This window comes from Arthrobacter sp. YN, assembly GCF_002224285.1.
Taxonomy (GTDB): domain Bacteria; phylum Actinomycetota; class Actinomycetes; order Actinomycetales; family Micrococcaceae; genus Arthrobacter.
Window position 1 is genome coordinate 2,877,245 of sequence record NZ_CP022436.1, and the last position, 25,863, is coordinate 2,903,107.

A 25,863-nucleotide genomic window follows, 5' to 3' on the forward strand; every position below is an offset into this window, starting at 1 on the left:
GTTGCCGAGTCTGGGAAGTTCCTTATCGCGCCTCTACGATGCCGGGACGTGTCTTGGCCGCTAGAACCCGAGTTTGACCAGTTGCTTGGGATCCCGCTGCCAGTCCTTGGCCACCTTGACATGCAGATCCAGATAGATTCTGGTGCCCAGAAGGGTCTCGATGCCTTTCCGTGCGTTGGTACCGACTTCACGCAGCCGGCTTCCACCCTTGCCGATGATGATGGCCTTCTGTGAGGGTCGCTCGACATAGAGGTTGACCCGAACGTCAAGGAGAGGGTTGTCCTCGGTTCGACCTTCACGGGGAACGATTTCCTCCACCACCACGGCCAGCGAGTGGGGAAGTTCGTCGCGGACACCTTCCAGGGCAGCCTCCCGAATAAGTTCCGCAATCATGACTGCCTCGGGTTCGTCCGTCAGTTCACCGTCGGGGTACAGCGGGGGCGATGACGGCATGTGGCTGATCAATACGTCCGCGACAGTGGAGACCTGGAAGCCGTCGGCCGCTGAAACGGGGACGATGTCGGCCCAGCCTTGCTCGCCCAGGACGTCGCGTCCCAAAGCAGCGACAGCGAGCAATTGTTCGGTCAAAGCCTGGCGGTCTACAAGGTCGGTTTTGGTCACGAGGGCAACGATCGGCTTCCTGCCCACGGCCGCCAGTTGAGCTGCGATGTATTTGTCGCCGGGGCCGATCTTCTCATTCGCGGGTAAGCAGAATCCAATGGCGTCCACTTCAGACAAGGTATCTGCCACAAGATCATTGAGCCGCTTACCCAGCAGCGTGCGCGGCCTGTGCAGACCAGGGGTATCCACCAGGATCAGCTGCGCATCCTCGCGGTGGACAATGCCACGGATGGTGTGCCGCGTGGTCTGCGGCTTGGCCGAGGTGATGGCCACCTTCTGGCCAACCAAGGCGTTGGTCAGTGTCGATTTTCCTGCATTGGGCCGGCCCACCAGCACAGAGAAGCCTGCGTGGAAGCCACCGAAGTCATTATCGGCATCGAATTTCTTATTTTGCTTGCTCACGTGGAACTCCCTGTTGCGTTGAGTCGGCGTCATCGAGTAGGTCTTCAAAGTCAGTGTCTTCCTTTGGCATGGCTGCCGCAATGATGTGGCTGACCCTGTTTCGGCGACCCTCAAGCCTATCCGCCCTGAGTGATATTCCATCCACATCAACTGAACTGCCGACAATCGGGACCTGCCCCAGTGCCTTGGCGAGGAGGCCGCCTACGGTGTCCACCTCGTCGTCGTCGAGGTCAATGTCGAACAGTTCACCGAGGTCGTCGATGCTCATACGGGCGCTGACCCGGAACGTTCCGTCGCCGAGGTCCACTGCTTCTTCTGCGGCGGCATCGTATTCATCCACGATTTCGCCCACGATTTCCTCGATGAGGTCCTCAAGGGTCACCAGTCCGGCGGTACCGCCGTACTCATCGATCACGATCGCCACGTGGGTGGATTCCTGCTGCAGTTCCCTGAGAAGGTCACTCACGAGCTTGGACTCAGGAACGTAGCGGACGTCCCGGGCGAGGGAGTCAACGTCGTGTGCCTGCAGTCCGGGTTCGCCTCGATGCATGGCCGCGGCGACGTCCTTCAAATAGAGGATTCCACGAATCTGATCGGTATTCTCACCGATGACCGGAATCCTGGAATAGCCCGACCGCAGGAAGAGGCCCATGGCCGTCTCGAGGTCCGATCCGGTACCGATGCTGACAATGTCCGTGCGGGGAACCATGACCGAACGGACCAACGTGTCGCCGAAGTCGAAGACCGAATGGATGAGTTCAGCCTCATTGTCCTCGATCATGTCCGATTCGGCGGCGCGGTCCACGAATTCGCGGAACTCTTCTTCGCTGACAAATGCGTCATCACCGCTGGGGGCGCCAGGAGCCACTGCTTGGCCCAGGGCCACGAGCCACCCGGGAATGGGTCCGAGAACCCAGCAGAGGAAGCGGATCAGCGGCGCCGTGAAGCGAACAACGGGGCCGGAGTGCGCCCTCCCCAGCTGCCTCGGCGACACTCCCACCAGCACGAATCCGATGACGGCCATGATGCCGGTAGCAGCAAGCCCGGCAAGCCAGACATTGTCGAGCAAACTGTGCAGCACTACCGCCACAGCTACTGCAGCGGCCATCTCGAACCACACACGCCAGAAACGCAGGGCGCGCATGTGGGCAATAGGAGCTTTGAGGATCCCGCTCAGGGCCTTGCCCTTGCTGCGGACAATTGATTGTTCGGCTTCATGGCGGGGCAGGAAATTGAACGCCGCCTCAGCAGCCGTCAATAAGGCGACAAAGCTGAGGAAAACCAGCGCCATGCCGACCAGGATGATCCAGGTCACTGCATGGTCTCCATGGGGGCATCCTTGCCCAGGAATTCAGACAGCAGTTCGCGCTGCAAACCGAACATCTCTTCTTTTTCCTCGGGTTCGGCGTGGTCGAATCCCAGAAGGTGGAGGATGCCATGGGTAGTCAGGAGCAGCATCTCATCCTGGGTGGGGTGACCTGCGTTGCGGGCCTGCACTTCGGCCACCTGGGGACAAATGGCGATGTCGCCCAGCATTCCCTGCGGAGTGGGCTTATCCGGGGTGCCTGGAGTGAGTTCGTCCATGGGCACAGACAGGACGTCAGTGGCCCCGGGCTCATCCATCAGTTCGATGTGGAGCTTCTCCATGGCGGGTTCATCCACCAGGAGAATGGAAAGCTCCGCCTGCGGATGGATGTAGAGCCGTTCGAAGATGAAGCGGGACAACGTCACCAGCTGGGCTTCGTCCACCGCCACGCCGGACTCGTTGTTGACTTCAATGCTCATTGACGTTCTCCACGTTTGTAATGTGTGCCTGACGCGTCGTTGCGGTGCGCGTCATCCCAGGTGCTGTAGGCGGACACGATGTCGGCCACCAGGCGATGCCGAACTACGTCGGCCGCCTCAAGAATGGAGAAATTGACGTCGTTTATGCCCGTCAGGATCTCCCGGACGATCCGAAGGCCGGACGTCGCGCCCAGCGGAAGGTCGATCTGGGTGACGTCGCCGGTGACCACCATTTTCGAACCGAAGCCGAGGCGGGTCAGGAACATCTTCATCTGTTCCGGTGTGGTGTTCTGCGCTTCATCAAGAATGATGAAGGCGTCATTGAGCGTTCGTCCGCGCATGTACGCCAACGGTGCCACCTCGATGGTGCCTGCAGCCATCAGCCGTGGGATGGATTCCGGATCCATCATGTCGTGGAGGGCGTCATACAGCGGGCGAAGGTACGGATCGATCTTGTCGCTCAATGTACCGGGCAGGAATCCCAGCCGCTCCCCCGCTTCCACAGCAGGCCGCGTCAGGATAATCCTGCTGACTTCCTTCATCTGCAGCGCCTGCACGGCCTTGGCCATAGCCAGGTATGTCTTGCCCGTGCCAGCTGGTCCGATACCGAAAATCACCGTGTTTGCGTCGATGGCATCCACGTAGTTCTTTTGGTTCAGTGTCTTTGGACGGATGGTCTTGCCGCGGCTTGAAAGGATGTTGTGGGTCAGCACATCAGCCGGGTTCTGCACCGACTGGGCCCTCAACAGGGACACCAACTGCTGAAGGATGTCCGGGCTCACCACAGTCCCTTTCGCCACCAGCCCACGGACTTCCTCAAGGAGGCGCATGACGCGGGGAATGACTGTGGAGGGGCCGGTCATGGAGAGCTCGTTGCCGCGGACATGGAAGCTGACATCCTGGAACTGTTCCTCGATGTACCTCAGGGCTTCGTCATGGCTGCCCAGCGAGTGAACCATCTGGTCGGAATTGTCAAAGGTGACAACTTCCGTGCGCGTGCCCGGTAAAGTGTGCGGGAACTCGTTGGGCGGCTGGTTGCCGTTTCCGGTCCTGAGCCGCCCGTTCAAAGATTCACTCATAGTGCTGGCCCTCAGGCCTTTTCTCCTCCGGTTGGTCTGCAATAACGCCATCGATTCGACATTCACTGCGGGCTTTCACTGCCCGCGTTGATGCCGGAATGTCTCCAATCCTACGCCAGCCCGGCCCGTGATGACCCTCCCGCGGCAGCCTCATTCGGCTCCCCGGGGCTGGTGCGGACATTTTGTCTCAACTCGGCATCAAGCCGGTATCAATCATGTTTCAGTTGGCGCGCTCCCCCGGAAACCCGGCCGACCGCCGTCGACGATGTGCCAAGCTGGCATAGCGGGTGAAAACACAACCCCGCACCCCAGCCGACAAATGGCTGCCAAACCATGCAGGGCAGGACAGGAAACCCATCAGGAAAACAGCCAGCAACGTACATGGCACGAACAAGCGGACCACGTCCGCTGTTGCCGTGCCGGCGATGCTCGCTGTCCTCCTCCTGACCGGTTGCATCGCCAACGGCGGCGGCACCCAGGTCACCTCCACCCCGCCGCCGCTGACCGTCCAGGAAGCCCCGGCCAGCAACGCCCCGCTGGAAACCACCCAGGCCTCCACCAAGATCCCGGTCTACTGGATTGGGCGGAGCAAGGAAGAGGTCTACCTCTACCGCGAATTCAGGGACATCTCCGGCGACGGAAATCCTGTGACCACCGCACTGAAAATCATGATGGCGGAAAAACCGTTGGATCATGACTTCTTCACGCCCTGGCAGGAACCCGCCAACCTGGCCACGTCCATTTCGGGCAAAAACGTCATTACAGTCGATATTTCCCGCGATGCTTTCAACTCGAACCTGGACGCCGGCATGGCGCAACGGGCAGTGCAGCAACTCGTCTACACGGCGACGGCCGCCGCCTCGTCTTCAGGGCTCATTAATTCAGGCCAGCAGATCCAAGTGGTCATCCTGGTTGATGGCCACAAGGACTACATGGCGTTCGGGCAAGTGCAGCTGGGTGAGCCGATGACGCGCGACGCCTCCTTGGTTGCCCCGCTCTGGATCATCGATCCGCAGGAAGAGACCACCCTGCCCACGGGACTGGTCAAGTTCAACGGGCGGAGCACTGACAGCTCCAAGCCCATTGCCTGGCAGGTACTGCAGGACAACGGCAAGGGCGAAAAGACCAGCCTTCTCACGGGCCAAACGCAAGCCACCGGCGAACCCGGGCAGTATGGGTTGTTCACTTTTGGCGCGACATTGAAGGCCGGCCAGTACGAGGTGCGTGTCTCCCAGGTAGACAGCGCCGGAAACACCATCGCGACGAGCACCGACACGCGGCTGTTCAGGGTCGGATAACTGTTCAGGGTCGGGTAACTGCCCGGGCCGGACGCGGCCCAAGGCCGCTGGCTGCCAGGCTACCCGGCTACCAGCGGCCCAGGATGTCGCTCGCAAGAACGACGGCGGCCGGTCCCGCCGTCGAGGACCTCAAGACATGATGCCCCAAGAGTGCCGTCACGGCGCCGGCGTCACTGAGCCGCGTCACTTCGCGGGGCGAGATCCCGCCCTCGGGCCCCACAATCAGCAGTACCTCGCAGGGTGCGGTGGCATTGGTTGCCGCCATCTCTTCAAGGACGGTCCGCAAGGGATTCTTCGCGTCTTCATGCAGGATGATGGCAAGGTCAGCCTGGGCAACGGCGTTCGCCAGGGACCCGGTGTCCACCATGGTGCGCACTTCAGGGATCCATGCCCGCCGGGCCTGCTTGGCGGCAGCGGTAACCACTGACTCCCACTTCGCATGGGCCTTTGCTGCGCGATCGCCTTTCCACCGAACAATGGAACGCTCTGACTGCCACGGAAGCACAGCATCAATTCCGAGTTCCGTGGCCGTTTCGATGGCAAGTTCGTCACGGTCGCCCTTGGCGAGGGCCTGGACCAGCACCAGCCGGACGTCCGGCTGCTCTTCAAAGACCACGTCGGAGGCAGTGACCGTGAGGCCGGCGGGCCCGGCCTCGGCGACCGTGCCAGTCAACCGCGCGCCGGCACCATCGGCTATGTCAACGGGCTCTCCCGCCCCAAGTCGCTTGACCGTAACCGCGTGCCGTGCCTCTGGACCTTCCAGCACGAACGTGCCGCCGGGGATGACGTCGCCAAGGCTGCCGGCCGAGGTGAAGAAAACGGGGTTGCTCACCGCTACAGGTTACCGAGCTTGTCCCGAAGCTTTGCGAACATTCCGCCGCTGGCCACGAGCTTTCCTTCGGTGAACTGCTCCCCGCGAAGCTTGGCGAGCTGCTGCAGCAATTCTTCCTGCGCAGGATCCAGCTTGCTCGGCGTTTCAACGTGGAGGTGTACCTTGAGGTCGCCACGGCCATAACCACGCAGGTGCGTGACGCCCAGGCCCCGAAGGGTGATGATCTCGCCTGACTGGGTTCCGGCCTTCACATCAATGTCCTGTGCGCCGTCGAAAGTATCCAACTGCAGCTCCGTACCCAGCGCCGCGGCCGTCATGGGCACGCTGAGGGTGGCGTGGAGGTCGTCGCCTTCGCGCATGAACATGGAATCGTTGTTGACGCGGATCTCCACGTAGAGGTCGCCCGACGGGCCGCCTGCGGGTCCTGCTTCACCTTGGCCGGACAACTGGATGCGCGTACCGGTGGCAACACCGGCAGGAACCTTGATGGTCAGGGACCGGCGGCTGCGGATGCGGCCTTGGCCGTTGCACTCATTGCAAGGGTCCTTGATGACCGTGCCGAAGCCCTCACAGGAACCGCAAGGGGCTGCGGTCATGACCTGGCCAAGGATGGACCGGACAGCGCGCTGGACCTGGCCGCTGCCGCCACAGATGTCACAACGTTCGGGGTGGGTGCCCGGGCGGCAGCAGCTGCCGTCACAGGTGGGGCAGGTCACGGCCGTGTCCACTTCGAGCTTTTTGTTGACGCCGAAAACGGCGTCCTTCAGGTCAATGCGGACACTGATGAGTGCGTCCTGGCCGCGTCGGACACGGGAGGCCGGCCCGCCGTGACCGCCGCCGCCACCAAAGAAGGTGTCGAAGATGTCCTGGAACGCGAAGCCCTGGCCGGAATATCCGCCGCCGAACCCGTTGTCCGTTCCATTCTCGTTGCCGGTGGCATCGTAGACGCGGCGCTTCTGGGCATCGGACAGCACCTCATAAGCATGGGTCACGGCCTTAAACTGCTCCGCGACATCCTCACCTGGGTTTACGTCCGGGTGGAGTTTCCGCGCCAACTTGCGGTACGCCTTTTTGATCTCTTCCCCGGTGGCTTCCGGCGAGACTCCCAAAACGTCATAGTGGCTGCTCAAAGTCGGTATCTCTTCCTTGTTGTACTGCGGATGTTTCTTCGGGACGGCGTTCAGCCGCCGAGAATGCGTGAAAGGTAACGGGCCACGGCCCGGACTGCGGCCATGGTCGTCGGATAATCCATGCGGGTTGGGCCCAGGATCCCCACCTTGGCGCCGGAGCCGTATCCGGTGGCCACCACGGAAGCCTCGGCCAAACCGTCGTACGGATTCTCCCGGCCGATACTCACGGTGACGCCGCGGGGGTCATCCCCCATGTCTGACAACAACCGAAGCATGACAACTTGTTCCTCAAGGGCTTCCAGCACCGGACCGATACTCAAGGGGAAGTCCACGTTGGACCTGGCGAGGTTGGCCGTACCGGCCATCAGGATGCGTTCTTCGCGGCTGTTGTCGCTCAAGGCCTGCAGTCCGTTGGCCAGCGTTTGAGCCAGTCCCCGAAGCTCCGGCGGACACAGGGCAATCACCGACGGAAGCACCTGCGGCAACAGGGCCAGCTGCGTCCCCGCGATGCTGCCCAGGAAGCGGGATCTCAATCGCATCAAAGCGTCGTCGCCCACGTCCGAACCAGCGTCGATGACCTTCTGGCTGACGCTGCCGGTATCGGCAATGAGGACCACCAACACCTGTTGTGGGGCCAGCAGGACGAACTCAACGTGCCGTACCAGGGCGCGGTTCGAGTGTGGATACTGCACGACGGCGACCTGGTTGGTCAGTTGCGACAGGAGCCTGACGGTGCGCTCCAGGATGTCGTCGACGTCATCAGGGCCTTCAAGCAGCGAGTGGATGGCCCTCCGCTCGGCGGCCGAAAGGGGCTTGACCTGGGAGATGCGATCGACGAACAGGCGGTAGCCCTTGTCGGTGGGAATGCGACCGGCACTGGTGTGGGGCGCTGCTATGAGGCCTTCTTCTTCCAGAACGGCCATGTCGTTACGGATGGTGGCGCTTGAAACACCAAGATGGTGCCGTTCAACAAGGGCCTTCGATCCGACAGGCTCCCGTGAATGCACGTAATCTTCAACGATGGCACGCAGCACTTCCAACTTGCGTGGCTCACTCATTGCTCCACCTCCTGACGACTGCCGTGGTCTCTGGGACCGGTCCGCTTAGCACTCAACATGCCCAAGTGCTAACCAGTCTAGTATGAGCCAACCCGTTGCTAGCATTGAACTTTCCCTTCCCAACCCAGCACGAATCAACAGTGCTCAATTCAACCCAGCACAAAAGGTAGGAACTCCTTGGCTTTCGACACGTGGGGTCCGCAGGATCTGTCAGCTCCTGCCAAACGGCAACTGCCGGAGGTAGCTGTACAACGCGGGATGGTCCTCGAAGATGTCCAATCAGGCTGGGTGGGCGAAGTCACCCGGGTCGAGAAAACCGGCGGCATGCACATCGTCTCCCTTGAGGACAGGCGGGGGAAGACGAAGTCGTTCCAACTCGGATTTGGCTTCCTGCTCGAGGGGCAGCCCATCCGCTTGATGCCCCCGGCCCCGCGACAATCGACGCCGGCCGTTCAGGCCGGGCGCACGGCATCGGGTTCGGTGAAGGTTGAAGGACAACGGGCCCAGGTGGCCAAAGCCAGCCGCATTTGGGTTGAAGGAAAACACGACGCCGAACTCGTCGAGAAAGTGTGGGGCGACGATCTCCGCGTCGAGGGCATTGTGGTGGAGCCACTGCACGGAGTTGATGACCTCAAGTCGGCAATCTCCGCCTTTAACCCCGGACCCGGCCGACGCCTCGGCATCCTGGTGGACCACCTTGTGGCCGGCTCCAAAGAGTCCCGCATCGCAGCTGACGCCATGACTGTGCCTGGAGCCGCGGGAAACGTCCTGATCGTCGGCCACCCCTACATCGATGTCTGGCAGGCCATCAGGCCCAGAGTCCTGGGAATTGAGGCCTGGCCGTCCGTACCCCGCGGCACCGACTGGAAGACCGGGATCCTCACCGCCTTCGGGTGGCCTCACGAGACCGCTGAGGATATAGGACTGGGCTGGCAACGGCTTCTTGGAGCGGTTCGCAGCTACGCCGACCTCGAGGCCTCGCTGCTGGGCCGCGTGGAGGAAGTCATCGATTTCCTCACAGTTCCCTGACCATTGCCCTCAAAGCAGCAGCAACTGACGTGTCATCGTGGCGTTTGTCCCGGGAAGCCTGCCGGGGCCGGTATTCTGGGACAGCAACACCGCACCATCTTTACAGCAAAGGGAACACACCGTGGCAGAGAACGCTCCTGAAGAACCGGGCAGCGCCGCAGGCCAGCCCCAGTACCATGGCGCGCCTGCAAATGCGCTGCCACTGACCGCCGGCGAGGACAGGCAGTGGGCTACCTTGGCACACTTTGGCGGCATTCTGGGATGCCTGCCATCACTCCTGATCTACTTGATCTTCCGTGACCGCGGACCGTTCACGGCACAGGAATCCAAGGAAGCGTTGAACTTCACGCTGCCCCCCACCATCGCTGCGGTTCTGGCCAACATCCTGGTGCTGTTGCCGGTAGTAGGCAACATCTTTGCCGTGATTGCCACCGGCATCTGGGTAGCCTTGACATGCTTCTCCGTTTCGGCCGGAATCCGCGTCAACCACGGCCAGCCGCATCGCTATAAGCTCAACCTTCGCTGGGTCAAGTAACCCTCCCCCAGCCATTTCAAGCGGGCTGGGGGTTAGTCGGGGAGAATCCTCCGGACTACGGCGTCAGCCAGCAGCCGGCCCTTCAGCGTAAGGATCAATCGGCCTTTGAACGCCTGCGCAGGATCGACCAGCTCGTCGGCGATCAACCCTGCCATTGCATGGCGGCCAACCGCGTCCAAGGCATCCACTTCAAGCCCTGTACCGAGCCGTGCTTCCAGCATGATGCGTTCGACTTCCCGGGTTTCGGCGTCGAGGGTTTCCCGGCCCGCCGCCGGGGAGCTTCCGGCACCCAACCGTCCTGCGTACGCTGTGGGGTGCTTAACGTTCCACCACCGGACACCTCCTACGTGGGAGTGCGCACCGGGGCCGATGCCCCACCAGTCATCGCCGCGCCAGTAGGCCAGATTGTGCCGGCACGCTTGATCGGGTGTCCGGGACCAGTTGCTGACCTCATACCAGTTCAATCCAGCTGCGGAGATCAACGAATCAGCCAATTCGTACTTGGCCGCATGATCGTCGTCGTCAATTCCTGGCACTTCGCCGCGGCGGATCTGGGCCGCCAGCTTGGTGCCGTCCTCCACGATCAATGCGTAGGCGCTGATGTGATCAGGCTCGTAAGACAGTGCTGTCTCAAGGGACAACCGCCAGTCCGCCATGGACTCCCCCGGCGTACCGTAAATCAGGTCCAGGCTCACCGCGAGTCCGGCCTCACGGGCCCACTGGACCACGAGCGGCACGCGACTGGGGGTATGGGTGCGGTCCAATACCTTCAGAACGTGCGGGACAGCGGATTGCATGCCGAAGGAAACCCTGGTGAATCCGGCGTCAGCCAGCACCTTCAGGGACTCGGGGGTCACGGAATCGGGATTGGCTTCGGTAGTTACCTCGGCGCCGGGCTCAAGTCCCCAGTGGTCCACGGCGGCACGCAGGATTCGTGCCAGGTCTTCCGCGGGGAGGAGTGTGGGCGTACCGCCTCCAAAGAAGACTGTACTCATGCGCCGCCGGGGCAGTTCCGAGGCGTCCAGTGCCAGAGCCGCGAAGTCGAGTTCGGACACCGCAGTTGTGGCGTAGGCATCCTGGGAGGCCCCGCCGCCAAGCTCGGTGGCCGTATAGGTATTGAAGTCACAGTAGCCGCAGCGAACAGCGCAAAACGGGATATGGACGTAGAGCCCGAAGTCGCGGTGCTCCACGCCATCGAGCACCTGCGGGGGAAGTACTCCGTCCGCAGGCGCCGGATCGCCCAAAGGTAGGACGCTGGGCATCTACTTCTTGGCCTTGTCCTTGGACTCGTCGGTGGTCAGGGCTGCAATGAATGCTTCCTGGGGAACCTCCACGCGACCCACCATCTTCATGCGCTTCTTGCCTTCCTTCTGCTTTTCCAGCAGTTTGCGCTTACGGGTGATGTCACCGCCGTAGCACTTGGCAAGAACGTCCTTGCGGATGGCCCGGATGCTCTCGCGGGCAATGATGCGCGATCCGATGGCTGCCTGGATGGGCACCTCGAACTGCTGCCTCGGGATGAGCTCACGGAGCTTGCCGGTCATCATGACACCGTAGGCGTAGGCCTTGTCGCGGTGGGTGATGGCACTGAAGGCATCCACTTGTTCACCCTGCAGCAGGATGTCCACCTTGACGAGGTCTGCAACCTGTTCGCCGTCGGCTTTCCAGTCCAGCGACGCGTAGCCACGGGTTTTGGACTTCAGGAGGTCGAAGAAGTCGAACACGATCTCGGCCAGCGGAATCCAGTAGCGGAGTTCCACGCGGTCCTCGGAGAGGTAATCCATGCCGCGCATTTGGCCACGGCGGCTCTGGCAGAGTTCCATGATGGATCCAACAAACTCGTTGGGAGCCAAAATGGTGGCGGAAACCATCGGCTCGCGGACCTCGGAGATCTTGCCCGTGGGGTACTCGCTGGGGTTGGTGACGTGGATGACCTTCTTGTCCTCCAGTGTCACCTCGTATTCAACGTTGGGAGCCGTGGAGATCAGGTCCAGGTTGTACTCACGCTCGAGGCGCTCACGGGTGATCTCGAGGTGAAGCAAACCGAGGAACCCGACGCGGAATCCGAAGCCCAGTGCTGCGGACGTCTCGGGCTCGTAAACCAGTGCGGCGTCGTTAAGCATCAGCTTTTCGAGGGCGTCACGGAGGACGGGGTAGTCCGTTCCGTCCAGCGGGTAGAGACCGGAGAAGACCATCGGCTTGGCGTCGGCGTAGCCGCTGAGCGACTCCGAGGCAGGCTTGGCCAGATTGGTGACAGTATCGCCAACCTTCGACTGCCGGACGTCCTTCACGCCGGTAATCAGGTATCCCACCTCACCGACGCCCAGGCCCTTGGAAGGCGTGGGCTCCGGAGAGCTGACACCAATCTCCAGGAGCTCGTGCGTTGCCCTGGTGGACATCATCTGAATGCGTTCGCGGGGGTGGAGCATACCGTCCACCACGCGGACGTAGGTAACAACGCCGCGGTACGTGTCATAGACGGAGTCGAAAATCATGGCGCGGGCCGGCGCATTGGGATCGCCAACGGGTGCAGGAAGGTCGCGGACAATTTTGTCCAGCAGAGCCTCAACACCCACGCCGGTTTTACCAGAGACCTTGAGGACGTCGTCGGGGTCGCCGCCAATGAGGTTGGCAAGCTCTGCCGCGTACTTCTCTGGCTGGGCAGCCGGAAGATCGATCTTGTTCAGCACAGGAATGATGGTGAGGTTGTTCTCCATTGCCAGATACAGATTGGCAAGGGTTTGGGCCTCGATGCCTTGGGCTGCATCCACCAGCAGCACTGCGCCTTCACAAGCGGCGAGCGAGCGGGAAACCTCGTAGGTGAAGTCGACGTGGCCGGGAGTATCGATCATGTTCAGTGCGTAGCTGTTGCCATCGAGTTCCCACGGCATGCGAACAGCCTGGGACTTGATGGTGATGCCGCGCTCACGTTCGATATCCATGCGGTCCAGATACTGGGCCTTCATGTCGCGTTGCTTAACGACGCCGGTGTACTGCAGCATGCGGTCGGCCAGGGTGGACTTACCGTGGTCAATGTGGGCAATGATGCAGAAGTTCCGGATGATGGCCGGATCTGTTGCGGCGGGCACCGGTGCGGTGCGGGCCATGGGAGACACGCAGGATCCTTACTGTCGACACTCACACGGCAATTCCCGGAACTGGGCATAGGCCAGCCGGAACACGCCGCGCATCTGATCCTCTAGTCTCCCATGAACCTGCGCTTCGCCGTACATTGCCTGCTCGGGCATCAGCTCCACGCAGCTGTAGCGTTGTCACATGGCTTTCGACTTGCGCCCTTTGGGCAAACTCATCCTGCGATCCTTCAAAGCCCTCGGTGGCAGCAGCACCAAAGCAGCCACCCCGGCAGGTGCCCGCAGGACACCGACCCGGCCGTCCGACGTCGTACGTCAGCCAGGCGCCTACCCCGGCGACTTCCGCGGGTCGATCAAGGTCAGCTATTCCCCCAAGCCTGATGGCCAGCCGGATCCCGGCGAGATTGTCTGGAGCTGGGTCCCCTACGAAGAGGACCACACACAAGGCAAGGACCGGCCCGTACTTTTGGTGGGTCGGGACCGCGAGTGGCTTTTGGGCCTCATGCTGACATCCAAAGACCATGACAACGGCGCGCGGGCGGACGATTACATTGACATAGGAACCGGCTCCTGGGATCGGCACGGCAGGCCCAGCGAAATCAACGTTGGGCGCATTATCCGGCTCGATCCTGGAGCGATCCGGCGCGAAGGCGCCATTCTGGGAAAGCCGCAATTCCGGGAGGTGGCCCGGGCCCTCCAAGCACGGCAATAGCCGGACTGGAGCCAGTTCCGCATGAGCCCCGACTTTCTGCTATCCTTTATAGCTGTGTGTCCGTGCAGGTCGACGGCCACTCATGGTTGGCTGCCATAGGCATCCCCACGCCGCTCAGTCGATGGCCAACCTGAAAACCCTCTAGACCATTTCCGCATTAAAAAGAGAGTTCATACGTGGCTAATATCAAGTCCCAGAAGAAGCGCATCCTCACCAACGAGAAGGCTCGCCTGCGCAACAACGCAGTTAAGTCCGAGCTGAAGACGGCCATCCGCGCCGTCAGCACCGCCGTTGAGTCTGCTGACAAGGATGCTGCTGGAACTGCACTTGTTGCTGCCAGCCGTAAGCTGGACAAGGCTGTCAGCAAGGGCGTTATTCACAAGAACAACGCTGCAAACCGCAAGTCGGCGATCTCCAAGAAGGTCAACGCACTCTAAGGTTTTTCCAGTTCGACTGAGCTGATCAAAAGGCCGGCACCCCTTGGGTGCCGGCCTTTGGGTTTAAGTGGCAGTATGAGCGGCAGCAATGCCGCCGTATGCCGGCTTCAGCGTCGACTGGCTGACATGGCAATCACAGTCACCGCGTGCTCCACGGCGTAAACAGGGTCCCGTGACTCGCCCTTCACCTGCGCGTCCGCTTCGGCGATGACCTGGATGGAACGGATCAGGCCCTCGGGAGTCCAGCGCCGGACATCCCGCTGCGCCTGCTCAACAAGCCACGGCTGCATTCCCAGATTCCTGGCAATGGTGGCCGAAGAACCGTTGGCCCCCGCAACTTTGGCCAACGTCCGCAGTTTGGCCGCGAGTGCAGCAACCAGGGGAACCGGGTCCACCCCGGTGGCCAGTGCGTGCCTCAGGGTGGACAGTGCCACCGGCCCATTACCAGCCATCGCAGCATCCGCCACCTTGAACGCCGAAGCTTCGACCCGGCCGCCGTAATAGCGTTCAACGGTCTCCGCCGTCACAGCGGCAGTGGCGTCGGCAATCAGCTGGTTGCACGCTGCTGCAAGCTCGGAAAGGTTCGCGCCCACCGCGTTCACCAATGCCTGGACGGCTTCTCCCTCAATGCGGCGCCCTCCCGCCCTGAATTCGGAGACGACGAACGCGGTCTTGTCAGAGTCCTTCTTCAACGGTTGGCAATCAATGACGGGCCAGCCGGCGGACTTCACGGCATCGAGCAGCTTCTTGCCACGAACTCCCCCGGCATGACGCAGGACAAGGACGACGTCTTGGTCCGGATGCTGGAGGTAGGCCAAGCCGTCGGCCAGGAAAGCGTCATTCATGGCTTCAAGGCCCTCGACCTCGATGAGCTTGCCCTCACCAAAGAGGGACGGCGTGACGGTCATCGCCAGGGATCCGGCCTCGTAGGAGCCCGCGTTAAGCCTGCTCAGCTCGACGTCCGGGGTGGTGCTTCGCACCTGGGTCCGGATGCCGTCCATGGCCCGGATACCGAGATATTCTTCCGGTCCCATAATCAGGACGACGGCGGCCGGTGCCGCATCCCGCCAACTGACGGTGTTCGCCGCGACGCTCTTGGCCCGGGTATTTTGGGCAGCAGCCACAGGTGGTTCCTTCCGGACGTTTCTTTGCAGGATTCAAGTCTGCCATGGCTGCGCGACACTCCGCGATCGAGGAGCACCACAACAGCTCCGTGAAGTCCCATGACGTGTCGCCTCACACTCGCCGGGTGCAGCGCCATCCAGACGGCCAAGAGTGTCACCACCGAGGAGAGCACCATGGCCGCTATTCCAACCGGCCCCTCGGCCCATGCCAGAGCAGCTCCTGGTAAGCCGGCAAAAAACCTTGCCACTCCCGCCACCAATCCAGCGCAGATCCCCGCAACGGCGATGGGCACCACCGCGAGCCAGGGCAGAGCTGTGGCCAGAGGCACGGCGATCGTCCCAAAAATAGTCACCGGAGCCACCAAAGGACCTGCCACAACATTGGCAATCAGCGCGAACGATGAGAACTGCGGCTGAAGTGCCACGATCACCGGGCCACACAGCAGCTGCGCAGACAACGGCACAGCAACCCCGGCAGCCAACCACCGTGGCACCCAGGCAGGGATCCATGACGCAATGCGCGCCGCAAGCAGCACAATTCCGAGCGTCGCCAGAACCGAGAGGAGAAACCCCACGTTGGCCGCCATGGCCGGGTCCAACAGCAGGAGGGTGGTTGTGGCGAGGCAGAGGAAGGACAAGGACCGTCCGCGCAGCCCACCCGTCAGGGCAGCCAGCCCCACTGTCCCCATGACCGCGGCCCGCAAGACGCTTGGATCCGGCCCCACCATGATGACAAACGCCAAAAGGCCGCACGCAGCAAAAGCCCCAGCTGCCGGGCGCGCCCACCGGAAGCACCGTGCCAACAAAATGAAGCCACCCAGAATGAGGCTGCAATTGGCCCCCGAGACTGCCGTCAAGTGAGTCATTCCAGTGGTCTTCATGGCCGTTTCCAGACTTTCCGGTAGCGCACTGGTATCGCCTGTCACCATTCCAGGGAGCAGCCCGGATGCGTCCGGTGGCAGCCAGTCAGCAGCGGAGACGAACCTTTGCCGCACATCGGCCGCTGTTTGTCGGATATCGAACCCAGAGCCGGTAACGACAGGAGCAGAGGACGCGCTGAGAAGCGCCGCTTCTGGTTGCCCCTCCCTCACCTGCTTCAGCGTTCCGGTTGTTCTGACGCTCTGCCCCGCCCGCACATTCTGCCAGGCAGCACCGCCCGTCACAACGATGTCGGCAGTTCCATGCACCACGCTTCCCTTGGCCGTGAGATCGATCAGACTCGCATCAACCATCCATCGGCCGTCACTTGAATGCCCCGGCGCAGGCGACAGCGCTGGGCTGCCCGTAATGAGTAGGTGGACGACGACCCCCTCATCGGCGGCCATCGCCGGGGCCAGTGGTCCCTTCTCACGGTTGCCCGCAATGACAGCACAATGTACCGCAACAGCGGCCCCCAGAACACATGCAAGGGCGAGGGTCGCGAACAGTGTTCTGGGCCGTACTCCGGAAGGCCTTTGGCGATGCCCCACGACCAGGAACACTCCTCCAAACAAGCCCAGTGCGACCGCCAACACAGCGGACCAGACCCCATCAACGAAGCCACCTGCCAGCGCTGCAGACCACGTCACCACCACCACAGGCACGAGCCTCAGGTCCAAGCGTTTTCCTGCCTCCGGACCTCCGGGCGACTCAGCCACCCTGCACCGTCACAAGGTCTTTGAGGGACTCCATGAGCTTTGGTCCAATCCCGTCAATGGCATCCAGTTCGTCCACCGACGCAAACGGTCCGTGCTCTTTCCGCCAGTCCAAAATTCGCTGGGCGGTCACCGGCCCCACTCGGGGCAACGTCCCCAACTCCTCCAAGGTGGCAGTGTTGATGTTGACCTTCGCAGCCCCGCCGCTGGAACTGCCTGTGCCAGTACTGCCGGCCGGCGAAGACGGGGAGGCTTGCGGGGCCTCCCCCGCTACTGGAACGATGACCTTGGCTCCATCGTTGAGCACCTCAGCGAGGTTCAGCCCGCCGAGTTCGGCGTTTGGCGCTGCACCCCCGGCAGCCTCAATGGCTTGGAAGACGCGGCTACCCAGCGGCAGGGTTACGACGCCGGGCGTCTGTACGGCCCCAGCCACGTGAACAAGCAGGCTCCCGTTAGCTTCCGACCCCATTGCTTGCGGCGATTCTGACGAATCCGGAACAACGGGACCAACAGACGTGGAAGGATCAAACGGTTCTGATGTTGGCTGGCCCAGGGAAAACTGCCATAGATGCCATGAGATGAGGCTCGCCCCTACTATGGCCAGGAGTACAGCTACGCGCCAAGGAGCACGCCATCGAAGACGGGACCTTCGAACCAGTTCTCCGGGCTCTTCATCGTCGCTCACTGGCTCAGAAGGATAGTTGTCCGGTAACTCCAGCAGCGGAGAAGTCCGGATGTCTCCGGCCAATCTGGCGGTAAAGCGCTGCCGTGCCGCCTGCGCTGCGGCGTCTGGGGAGGCATCCCGGTTCCGGCGTGGCATACAACGAGCCTATTGCCGGCAATCCGATGACAGCCGGGGCCAAAGGCGCTATGTGGATAAGAGGGACAATCAGTCCGTCGGCGTGCTGCTCTCCCCCACGATGACAGCCAGAACGCCTAAGCCGGCATGGGCCGCCAGGACGGCCGGGAGCGCGCTGATTTGAGGTGCCGGACAGTCGGGGCACATTTCATTCAGGCGGGCAGCCAAGGCTTCGGCCTCCAACTGGTTGCCAAAGTGGTGAACTGCCAACCGCGGCTGGCCAGCTGGGCGGGAGGCCACATCCGCTGCAACGATCTCCTCGAGACGGGCAACCGCGCGCACAGCGGAACGGACCTTTTCCAGCGGAACGATCCTGCCGCCGTCGACCGCCAAAATGGGCTTGATGGCGAGGACTGTACCCAACAAGGACGCTGCGGCACCGATGCGCCCACCACGACGTAGCTGTTCAAGGCTGGGCACGTAGAAGTAGACCTTGGTGCGCTCCATGCGCCGCTCAGCGAAGCCACGGACTTCTGCAGCCTCCTGCCCATCGGCAGCGGCAACCACCGCACTTTGGACCCCCATGCCCTGCGCCATGCCCACTGTGCGGGAGTCCACCACTTCCACGGGAATGCTGACGCGGGCTGCAGCCAGCCGTGCAGCATCGGCGGTTCCGGAGAGCTCTGATGAGATGTGGATGGACACCACTGACTCGAAACCGCGACGCTGGGCAGCGAGGTAGGCCTGCTCAAATTGCCCGGGTGATGGCCGCGACGTTTTCACAGAGGCACCCGAGGCGAGGGCCAGCGACAACGTCTGGGTGATGTCGTCTTCGCCTTCGCCGTAAATTTCGTTCCCCACCATGACGGGCATGGGAACAACAGCAAGCCGTCCGTCGGCGGTAAAAGCCGAGACCCAGTCCGTGGGAAGCGCGGCCGCCGAATCAGTGACGACAGCTGTCTTGACGACGGCGGCCAGCGGCACGTCAGCTGCTGGAACCGGCGCCGTAGGCTGCCTGAGGCGCGCCACTCTTTCCTTGAGCCATATCCATGCGGGTGGTTCTCGCTCAGGCACGCAACCTCCAAAGATGATGGCCGGCCGCCGGCGCAGTGCCAGCGGCCGCACTGTCCCTGCTAGGCGGGGACGATGTTCACCAGTTTAGGTGCCCGGACGATCACGGTGCGGATGCCGCGACCGTCCATGGCGCGTTGGACGTTTTCCGAGGCCAGCGCGAGTTCACGCAAAGCGTCCTCGGTGATGTCCGGCGAAACTTCCAAGCGATCGCGAACCTTGCCCTGGACCTGAACCACAGCGGTGACGGTGTCCTGCACCAGCAATGCGTCGTCGTGCTTCGGCCAGCCTGCATTCGCTACGGAGGCAGGGTGACCCAGCGTGTTCCACAGGTCCTCGGCTGTGTACGGAGCAAACAGGCTCAGGATCACTGCAACGGCTTCCACTGCTTCACGAACGGCTGGATCTGCTGAACCTGCACCCGAGTCGATGGTCTTGCGGGTAGCGTTGACCAACTCCATCAGACGAGCCACCACAACGTTGAACTTGTTGTTGTCCAACAGTTCAGCGGCGTCGGCGATGGTCTTGTGCGTGACCGTCCGCAGGGCGCGATCACCGGTTGCGGGATCTACACCCGGCTCGCTGCTGACGTCCTGGCCAAGCCGCCAGGCCCGGGCCAGGAACTTTGCAGAACCCGACGGCGAAACGTCCGCCCAGTCGACGTCGTCTTCCGGTGGGGAGGCAAAGACCATGGTGAGGCGCACGGCATCGACGCCGAACTTGTCCAGCTGCTCTCCGAGGTCCACACCGTTGCCCAAGGACTTACTCATGGCTTTGCCGCCATTGAGCACCTGGCCCTGGTTAAGCAGAGCTGAGAACGGTTCGTTGGCTTCGATCAATCCAATGTCCTTGATGACCTTGGTGAAGAAGCGCGCGTACAGCAGGTGCAGGATGGCGTGCTCAACGCCACCTACGTACTGTCCGACCGGCATCCAGTTGTTGATCTTTTCAGGATCGAACGGGCCCTCAGTGTAGTCCGGCGACACGAAGCGCAGGAAGTACCAGGACGAGTCCACGAACGTGTCCATGGTGTCGGTATCGCGCTGTGCGGCACGTCCACAGTTGGGGCACTCAACGTTGACCCACTCAACGGCGGCGGCCAACGGGGAGGTCCCCTTCGGCGACAATGCCTCACCCCGCAGGTTATCGGGCAACCTGACGGGGAGCTGGTCATCGGGAACGGGCACTTCTCCACATTCACCGCAGTGGATGATGGGGATGGGGGTACCCCAGAAACGCTGGCGGCTCAGCAGCCAGTCACGCAAACGGAAGTTGACGAATTTCTCGCCGGTTCCGAGCTTCTCGAGGATCTCGATCGCGGCCGGAATGCCCTCGGACTTGGACAAGCCGTCCAGATCGCCGGAGTTCTTCAGTGTGCCTTCGCCGGCAGTGGCCACGCCGGTCTCTGCGGGGTCTTCGGCGCCTGTTTCCAACACTGCCCGGACGGGCAGGTTGAAGGCCTTGGCGAAGTCGAGGTCGCGTTGGTCATGCGCAGGAACGGCCATGATGGCACCCGTGCCGTAATCGGCCAGCACGTAGTCAGCGGCCCATACAGGGAGCTTCTCGCCGTTGAGCGGGTTGATGGCGTAACGGCCGGTGAAGACGCCGGTCTTCTCGCGTTCGGTGGACTGGCGCTCAATCTCAGAGAGCGCCTTCACTTTCTCGCGGTACGCCATGAGTTCGTCGTGCTGTTCCGGAGTCACCAGGTCCAGCGCCAGGTGCGCATCTGCTGCAACAACGAAGAACGTTGCGCCATAGAGAGTGTCAGGACGGGTAGTGAACACGGTGACTTCGCGCTCGGCACGCTCTTCCGTGGCTTCGATGACGAATCGCACGTGCGCGCCTTCAGAGCGGCCGATCCAGTTGCGTTGCATGGCCAGGACACGCTCGGGCCAGTGGCCTTGCAGCTGGTCCATATCCTCCAGCAAGCGGTCTGCGTAGTCGGTGATCTTGAAGTACCACTGATTCAGGGACTTCTTCGTGACGGGGGTGCCGCAGCGTTCACAGGCGCCGTTGACAACCTGTTCGTTCGCCAGGACGGTCAGGTCCTTGGGGCACCAGTTGACCGGCGAATCCTTGCGGTAGGCCAGGCCACGCTCGTAGAAGCGCTTAAACAGCCATTGGGTCCACCGGTAATACTCGGGATCAGAGGTGTGAATGCGCCGGGACCAGTCAGCGGAGATGGCATAGCGCTTGAACGACGCCGCCTGGGTGTCGATGTTCGCGTAGGTCCACTCGCTGGGGTGGGCGTTGCGCTTGATGGCAGCGTTCTCAGCGGGGAGGCCGAAAGAGTCCCAACCAATGGGGTGCAGGACGTCGAAGCCCTTCTGGCGCAGGTAGCGCGCCACCACGTCGCCCATCGCGAATGCTTCGGCGTGGCCCATGTGAAGGTCGCCGGAAGGGTAGGGGAACATGTCCAGCACGTAGCGGCGTTCCCGCGAACCGTCGTCGGCAGGCGTGAAGACTTTGAGGTCTTCCCAGACTTGCGGCCACTTGGCTTCCATCGCAGCGAAGCTGTAAACGCCCTCTTCAGGCGCTTCAGCTGCGGCTGTCTGTGCTGTTCCGGTCTCTGTCTCCGGCTGAACGCTCACTGCTGCCCTCTTCTGTTCTTCGATGGCGGTTTTGCCTCCTGCTGCGGTCCCGGATAGCCCCGGACACACAAAAGCCCCTCAACAATGGAGGGGCGGCCGCACGGCTAATAAAAGCCGGGCGGCTAGCTAAGCAGAAGGATCGCACGCATACCAATACCTTACCCCACCAAACCCACGGGCTGGGTGTCAGACGTCCGTGCGCCGAAAGAGGTTCCGGGGACTCCCCGCCATGGTGTGGTGGGCACCGCGAAGCGGGCGGGCGGGAGTCCCCGGAACCTCTGTCAAGAGATGACTACTTAACGTCTTCGTCGACCCAATCCATGGATTTCGTTACAGCCTTCTTCCAGAGCCGCAGCTGACGCTCCTGCTCTTCTGCCGGCAGTTGCGGCTCCCAACGCTTGTCTTCGTTCCAGTTGGCGCTGAGCTCACCCAGGTCCTTCCAGAATCCGACGGCGAGGCCCGCCGCGTAGGCAGCACCGAGGGCCGTGGTTTCCACTACCTTCGGACGGACCACAGGTACGCCCAGGATGTCTGCCTGGAACTGCATGAGTGCCTCGTTGGCGACCATTCCGCCGTCGACCTTCAGCTCGGTGAGCGGAACACCCGAGTCCGCGTTGACGGCGTCCAGCACCTCGCGGGTCTGGAAGGCGGTTGCTTCCAGCGCAGCGCGGGCAATGTGGCCCTTGTTGGCGAAACGGGTCAGGCCGACGATGGCGCCCCGGGCGTCCGCGCGCCAGTACGGTGCGAACAGTCCGGAGAAGGCAGGGACGATGTAGACGCCACCGTTGTCCTTAACACCCGCAGCCAACTCCTCAACTTCCGGAGCGGAGCTGATCATGCCCAGGTTGTCGCGGAGCCACTGGATCAAGGAACCGGTGACCGCGATGGAACCTTCCAGGGCATAGTGCGGCTTGGCGTCGCCCAGCTTGTATCCAAGCGTGGTGAGGAGGCCGTTCTTGGAGTGAACAATCTCCTCGCCGGTGTTGAAGATCAGGAAGCAACCTGTGCCGTAGGTGTTTTTCGCTTCGCCGGCCTGGAAGGCTGCCTGGCCGAAGGTAGCCGCCTGCTGATCGCCCAGGATGCCCGCTACCGGAGTTTCGCGAAGGAGCTGCGAAGTGTGGACCTGGCCGTAGACCTCGGAGGAGGACTTGATGGCCGGCATCATGGAGGCCGGAACGCCAAAGACGTCCAGGATTTCCTGGTCCCATTGGAGCGTCTCGAGGTCCATGAAGAGGGTTCGGGATGCGTTGGTGACATCGGTGACATGGACGCCGCCGTCCACACCGCCGGTCAGGTTCCACAGAACCCAGGCGTCGGTGTTGCCGAACAGGAGGTCCCCGGCTTCCGCACGTTCGCGGGCGCCGTCGACGTTGTCCAGGATCCACTTGATCTTGGTGCCGGAGAAGTAGGTAGCCAGCGGCAGGCCCACCTTCTGCTTGAAGCGTTCGAGCCCGCCGTCCTGGGCCAACTGGTCCACGATCGGCTGGGTGCGGGTGTCCTGCCAGACGATGGCGTTGTAGACAGCTTCACCGGTGTTCTTGTCCCAAACGACAGCAGTTTCACGCTGGTTGGTGATTCCGACGGCGGCGATGTCGTGCCGTGTCAGGTTCGCCTTGGACAGGGCAGAGGCAATAACTTCCCGGGTGTTGTTCCAGATTTCGGCGGGGTTGTGCTCAACCCAGCCTGCCTGCGGGAAGATCTGCTCGTGTTCCATCTGGCCGGTGGAGACGATGTTGCCTGAGTGGTCGAACACGATGGCGCGGGAGCTGGTGGTGCCCTGATCAATGGCGATGACGTATTGATTCATGGTGACGTCCTTGTCTTAGTGTTGGTCGTTGCTGGTTACTCAGTGATGATTGAGGGTGTGTGCGGTTGAGTACGGCAGGATCAGCCGGCGATCGCAGGCATGATGTCGGGAACCCACAGAGCTACGACGCCCGCAAGTGCGCCGCCAACCAGCGGTCCAACAATGGGGATCCAGGAGTAGGCCCAGTCGCTGCTGCCCTTGCCCTTGATGGGAAGGAGAGCGTGCGCGATGCGGGGGCCGAGGTCACGAGCAGGGTTGATGGCGTAGCCGGTGGGGCCACCCAGGGAAACGCCGATACCAACAACGAGCAGTGCAACAGCCAGCGGGCCGAGTCCTGAGGGGGTGCCGCCGAAGGTCAGGATGACGAAGACCAGGACGAACGTGCCGATGATTTCGGTGACGAGGTTCCACGGGGTGGAACGGATGGCGGGACCGGTGGAGAAAGTACCCAGCTTGTTGGCTGCCAGGGGTTCTTCATCGAAGTGCTGCTTGTACGCGAGCCAGCAGACAACCGCACCCAGGAAGGCGCCCAGCAGTTCAGCGCCGAAGTACGTCAGGGTGGACGCGAAATCCACGGGAACGCCGGGGGCGTATTCTGCTTTCTGGTTGACCAGCAGGCCCAACGTCACGGCCGGGTTCAGGTGTGCACCCGACTTTGCAGCCACGAAAACGCCCGCGAAGACCGCAATACCCCAGCCCCACGTCACCATCAAGAATCCAGCGTTGTTGCCCTTGGTGCCTTTGAGCGCAACGTTTGCCACGACGCCGCAACCCAACAGGGTCAGCATCATGGTTCCGAATACTTCGGAAAGGAAAACAATTCCAAGAGACATCTTTGACTCCTCATTTTTCTGTTGTCGGCCTCCTCGCGGGTGAAGAGGCCGTTTGGGACGGTTCCGCTCTCCGGAACCGTCCCGGTGTGGTGGTCCCCTGTCGGGCCCACCTACCCCATTCCGCCCCAGCCGCACGCTGGGACGGTCAAGCTGTTTCCGCTGCTTGGGCTCAGGCTACGAGACTGTGCACGTCAACCTTGTGGAACCGCTGCAATACTTCCTGGGCGTGGCGGATTTCTGCTTCACGGGCAGCAGCATCCCACCCGAGCGGTTCGGCCAAGGCTGCGGCAATCTCATTCAGCAGCTCACCGGTGACCAAGCCACGGAACGCCAGGGATGTCCTGCGGATAAGGACATCCACCAGGTGCCCGATCTGCTCATGCTCGGCCATGAATTCCAGCTCACGGACGCTGAGTTCACGCGTGGACCGCAATGGCTGGTCATGCCCTGCATTGAGGTACGCGATCACCGCGTCAGCCCGCGTACCGTACCGGGTCAGCAGCCCGGCAACCCGGTCAGCGTCCAGGCCCGGACCCATGTGTTTCTTGATCCATTCCTGTTCGCCCTGTTCAGTGGCAGGGAAGCCGGCACCGCCGCCGATGGCGAGTTTCGCCGTCGAGACTTTGCGTTCCATGCCGAGTTCACGAAGGACGTCGTTGGTCATGTGCTCGGCCAGGGCGCGGAACGTTGTCCACTTGCCGCCTACCAAGCTGAGTACGACGGCGGCCTTACCGCCTGGCGTGGCTACCGCATCATCGCCGGTGCGGACGCTGCGCTCGATCCGGTAGTCCCTGGAGACGAAGCCAGGCTGGGTTTCGTCATGGCGGGGCAGCGGACGGACGCCGGCGAAGCTGTAGACGATCTGGTCCCGCTCCACCTTGATGGTGGGGAACACGTGCCCTACCAGGTCGAAGAAGTAGTCGATCTCTTCTTCCGTGCATACGGCGTCTTCGGACATGTCCGCGTCGACGTCGGTGGTGCCCACCAGGACGCGGTCACCCATCGGGTAGATGAGGACGATCCGGCCATCAGTGTGTTCGAAGAAGATTTCCCTGCCGTTGCAGGCGGCAAGAAGTTCCGGGTGGTCAAGGACGATGTGGGAGCCCTTGGTTCCGCCCATGAACTTGCTGACGGCACCCATGGCCTGGTTGGTGAGATCCACCCAAGCGCCTGTGGTGTTGACGATGACGTCTGCTTGGAATTCGAATTCCTTGCCGGTCAGTTCATCGCGGAGGAGAACCCCGTCCGCGCCCATGGAAACGAGTGAGACGTAGTTGCTGGCGCGGGCGCTTCCACCGGGAAGGCCGCCGCCCAGGCCTGCCTTCTCGCCATCCTGGAGGACATCGAGGGTCAGGCGTTCGGGGTTGTGCACCGAAGCATCGAAGTAGGTTGCCGCGTACTTGATCCCCGAGTGCAGCTTGGGAAGCTCGGCCAGTGCCCGGGTCCTTCCACGGAACTGGTGGCGGGGCACGCTTCCTCCGTCACGGGAGAAGAAGTCATACATGCTCAGGCCAACTTTGATGAGGAATGCGCCGCGCTCCTTGGGCTTGCCCTGCTTGTGCGTGAGGAAACGCATGGGTGCGGAGAGGATTCCGGAGAAGGTGCTGAAGATGGGGATGGTGGTCTGCAGCGGCTTGACGTAGTGCGGTGCAATGCGCAAAAGCCGGTTGCGCTCCACCACGGATTCCTGGACAAGGCGGAACTCGCCATTTTCGAGGTAGCGGATGCCGCCGTGGATCATGTGCGAGGAAGCACCACTGGCACCTTGGCAGTAGTCGCCGCGTTCAACAAGCGCCACATCCACACCTTGCAGGGCCAGGTCGCGGAACGTTCCTACGCCGTTGATGCCGCCGCCGATGATGAGTACCTTGGCCGAGGGCCGCTCCTGCAGAGCAACGACGGAGTCGCGCTGTGTGTGCCGTGAGGTACCGGAAATCCTGTTGTGTCCCAAAACTGCTCCCTTGGGCTTGGTTCGTGCGCCGCGCCACTCGCTG

22 protein-coding genes are annotated in these 25,863 nt (G+C 62.1%); 5 read left to right on the forward strand and 17 right to left on the reverse strand.

Features of this window, described 5'->3' with window-relative positions; translation table 11 throughout:
• Positions 1-60: 60 nt before the first annotated feature.
• Genes era through CGK93_RS13010 form a run of 4 tightly spaced genes read right to left on the reverse strand, consistent with a single transcriptional unit; the run spans position 61 to position 3,887 of the window.
• The gene (gene era / locus CGK93_RS12995) at positions 61-1,023 is read right to left on the reverse strand and encodes a GTPase Era (RefSeq protein ID WP_089595197.1); all 963 of its coding nucleotides are present in this window, start codon (positions 1,021-1,023) and stop codon (positions 61-63) included.
• Positions 1,007-2,338: a hemolysin family protein gene (locus CGK93_RS13000; protein ID WP_089595198.1), complete on the reverse strand. Its 1,332-nt coding sequence runs from the start codon at positions 2,336-2,338 to the stop codon at positions 1,007-1,009. Before CGK93_RS13000 ends, era begins: the two co-directional genes overlap by 17 nt.
• Positions 2,335-2,808: an rRNA maturation RNase YbeY gene (gene ybeY / locus CGK93_RS13005; RefSeq protein ID WP_089595199.1), complete on the reverse strand. Its 474-nt coding sequence runs from the start codon at positions 2,806-2,808 to the stop codon at positions 2,335-2,337. The genes CGK93_RS13000 and ybeY overlap by 4 nt, the downstream gene beginning before the upstream one ends.
• Complete coding sequence (locus tag CGK93_RS13010) at positions 2,805-3,887, reverse strand: PhoH family protein (protein WP_089595200.1); 1,083 nt, start codon at positions 3,885-3,887, stop codon at positions 2,805-2,807. Before CGK93_RS13010 ends, ybeY begins: the two co-directional genes overlap by 4 nt.
• A gap of 425 nt (positions 3,888-4,312) precedes the next feature.
• Between CGK93_RS13010 and CGK93_RS13015 the strand changes: the two genes are divergently transcribed.
• Positions 4,313-5,185, forward strand: coding sequence for a GerMN domain-containing protein (locus tag CGK93_RS13015; RefSeq protein ID WP_089597435.1), 873 nt, complete (start codon positions 4,313-4,315; stop codon positions 5,183-5,185).
• A 67-nt stretch (positions 5,186-5,252) separates the two neighbouring features.
• On the opposite strand, the gene CGK93_RS13020 is transcribed toward CGK93_RS13015, so the two are convergent.
• From CGK93_RS13020 to hrcA, 3 genes are read right to left on the reverse strand one after another with little or no spacing between them, the layout of a single operon-like run.
• Entirely contained in the window at positions 5,253-6,017 is a 765-nt protein-coding gene (locus CGK93_RS13020; RefSeq protein ID WP_089595201.1) for a 16S rRNA (uracil(1498)-N(3))-methyltransferase, read from the reverse strand.
• Between the two features lie 2 nt (positions 6,018-6,019).
• Entirely contained in the window at positions 6,020-7,147 is a 1,128-nt protein-coding gene (gene dnaJ, locus CGK93_RS13025; RefSeq protein WP_089595202.1) for a molecular chaperone DnaJ, read from the reverse strand.
• 50 nt (positions 7,148-7,197) lie between these two features.
• Positions 7,198-8,205 (reverse strand): heat-inducible transcriptional repressor HrcA, encoded by a 1,008-nt coding sequence (gene hrcA / locus CGK93_RS13030; RefSeq protein WP_089595203.1) that lies wholly within the window; start codon positions 8,203-8,205, stop codon positions 7,198-7,200.
• A gap of 177 nt (positions 8,206-8,382) precedes the next feature.
• On the opposite strand from hrcA, the gene CGK93_RS13035 reads away from it, so the two are divergent.
• Positions 8,383-9,234 (forward strand): DUF3097 domain-containing protein, encoded by an 852-nt coding sequence (locus CGK93_RS13035; RefSeq protein ID WP_089595204.1) that lies wholly within the window; start codon positions 8,383-8,385, stop codon positions 9,232-9,234.
• Positions 9,235-9,355: 121 nt separating this feature from the next.
• A complete protein-coding gene (locus CGK93_RS13040) occupies positions 9,356-9,769 on the forward strand; it encodes a DUF4870 domain-containing protein (RefSeq protein WP_089595205.1) in 414 nt (137 codons plus the stop codon).
• Between the two features lie 32 nt (positions 9,770-9,801).
• Here the strand turns inward: CGK93_RS13040 and hemW are convergent, their stop codons facing one another.
• On the reverse strand, positions 9,802-11,031 hold the full coding sequence (gene hemW, locus CGK93_RS13045) for a radical SAM family heme chaperone HemW (RefSeq protein WP_089595206.1): 1,230 nt from the start codon (positions 11,029-11,031) through the stop codon (positions 9,802-9,804).
• On the reverse strand, positions 11,032-12,885 hold the full coding sequence (lepA, locus tag CGK93_RS13050; RefSeq protein WP_026005317.1) for a translation elongation factor 4: 1,854 nt from the start codon (positions 12,883-12,885) through the stop codon (positions 11,032-11,034). It lies immediately after the preceding gene.
• 160 nt (positions 12,886-13,045) lie between these two features.
• On the opposite strand from lepA, the gene CGK93_RS13055 reads away from it, so the two are divergent.
• The gene (locus tag CGK93_RS13055; RefSeq protein WP_089595207.1) at positions 13,046-13,573 is read left to right on the forward strand and encodes a type II toxin-antitoxin system PemK/MazF family toxin; all 528 of its coding nucleotides are present in this window, start codon (positions 13,046-13,048) and stop codon (positions 13,571-13,573) included.
• Between the two features lie 176 nt (positions 13,574-13,749).
• The gene (gene rpsT / locus CGK93_RS13060; RefSeq protein WP_024816801.1) at positions 13,750-14,010 is read left to right on the forward strand and encodes a 30S ribosomal protein S20; all 261 of its coding nucleotides are present in this window, start codon (positions 13,750-13,752) and stop codon (positions 14,008-14,010) included.
• Positions 14,011-14,117: 107 nt separating this feature from the next.
• On the opposite strand, the gene holA is transcribed toward rpsT, so the two are convergent.
• From holA to CGK93_RS13100, 8 genes are all read right to left on the reverse strand, one after another.
• Positions 14,118-15,134: a DNA polymerase III subunit delta gene (gene holA / locus CGK93_RS13065; RefSeq protein WP_089595208.1), complete on the reverse strand. Its 1,017-nt coding sequence runs from the start codon at positions 15,132-15,134 to the stop codon at positions 14,118-14,120.
• On the reverse strand, positions 15,047-16,732 hold the full coding sequence (locus CGK93_RS13070; RefSeq protein WP_232481311.1) for a ComEC/Rec2 family competence protein: 1,686 nt from the start codon (positions 16,730-16,732) through the stop codon (positions 15,047-15,049). The genes holA and CGK93_RS13070 overlap by 88 nt, the downstream gene beginning before the upstream one ends.
• Positions 16,733-16,763: 31 nt before the next feature.
• On the reverse strand, positions 16,764-17,201 hold the full coding sequence (locus CGK93_RS24130; protein ID WP_232481312.1) for a helix-hairpin-helix domain-containing protein: 438 nt from the start codon (positions 17,199-17,201) through the stop codon (positions 16,764-16,766).
• A 456-nt stretch (positions 17,202-17,657) separates the two neighbouring features.
• The gene (locus CGK93_RS13080; RefSeq protein ID WP_089595211.1) at positions 17,658-18,692 is read right to left on the reverse strand and encodes a DegV family protein; all 1,035 of its coding nucleotides are present in this window, start codon (positions 18,690-18,692) and stop codon (positions 17,658-17,660) included.
• A gap of 8 nt (positions 18,693-18,700) precedes the next feature.
• Complete coding sequence (leuS, locus tag CGK93_RS13085; RefSeq protein ID WP_089597437.1) at positions 18,701-21,229, reverse strand: leucine--tRNA ligase; 2,529 nt, start codon at positions 21,227-21,229, stop codon at positions 18,701-18,703.
• 292 nt (positions 21,230-21,521) lie between these two features.
• Positions 21,522-23,036: a glycerol kinase GlpK gene (gene glpK, locus CGK93_RS13090; protein WP_089595212.1), complete on the reverse strand. Its 1,515-nt coding sequence runs from the start codon at positions 23,034-23,036 to the stop codon at positions 21,522-21,524.
• 80 nt (positions 23,037-23,116) lie between these two features.
• A complete protein-coding gene (locus tag CGK93_RS13095) occupies positions 23,117-23,869 on the reverse strand; it encodes an MIP/aquaporin family protein (protein ID WP_089595213.1) in 753 nt (250 codons plus the stop codon).
• Between the two features lie 169 nt (positions 23,870-24,038).
• A complete protein-coding gene (locus tag CGK93_RS13100) occupies positions 24,039-25,820 on the reverse strand; it encodes a glycerol-3-phosphate dehydrogenase/oxidase (protein ID WP_089595214.1) in 1,782 nt (593 codons plus the stop codon).
• Positions 25,821-25,863: the final 43 nt, after the last annotated feature.

Coding starts and splice junctions, on each gene's coding strand:
- ybeY (WP_089595199.1), bottom strand. CDS start 2,808: ATGAGCATTGAAGTCAACAACGAGTCCGGCGTGGCGGTGGACGAAGCC.
- CGK93_RS13010 (WP_089595200.1), bottom strand. CDS start 3,887: ATGAGTGAATCTTTGAACGGGCGGCTCAGGACCGGAAACGGCAACCAG.
- CGK93_RS13015 (WP_089597435.1), top strand. CDS start 4,313: ATGCTCGCTGTCCTCCTCCTGACCGGTTGCATCGCCAACGGCGGCGGC.
- hrcA (WP_089595203.1), bottom strand. CDS start 8,205: ATGAGTGAGCCACGCAAGTTGGAAGTGCTGCGTGCCATCGTTGAAGAT.
- hemW (WP_089595206.1), bottom strand. CDS start 11,031: ATGCCCAGCGTCCTACCTTTGGGCGATCCGGCGCCTGCGGACGGAGTA.
- CGK93_RS13055 (WP_089595207.1), top strand. CDS start 13,046: ATGGCTTTCGACTTGCGCCCTTTGGGCAAACTCATCCTGCGATCCTTC.
- glpK (WP_089595212.1), bottom strand. CDS start 23,036: ATGAATCAATACGTCATCGCCATTGATCAGGGCACCACCAGCTCCCGC.
- CGK93_RS13095 (WP_089595213.1), bottom strand. CDS start 23,869: ATGTCTCTTGGAATTGTTTTCCTTTCCGAAGTATTCGGAACCATGATG.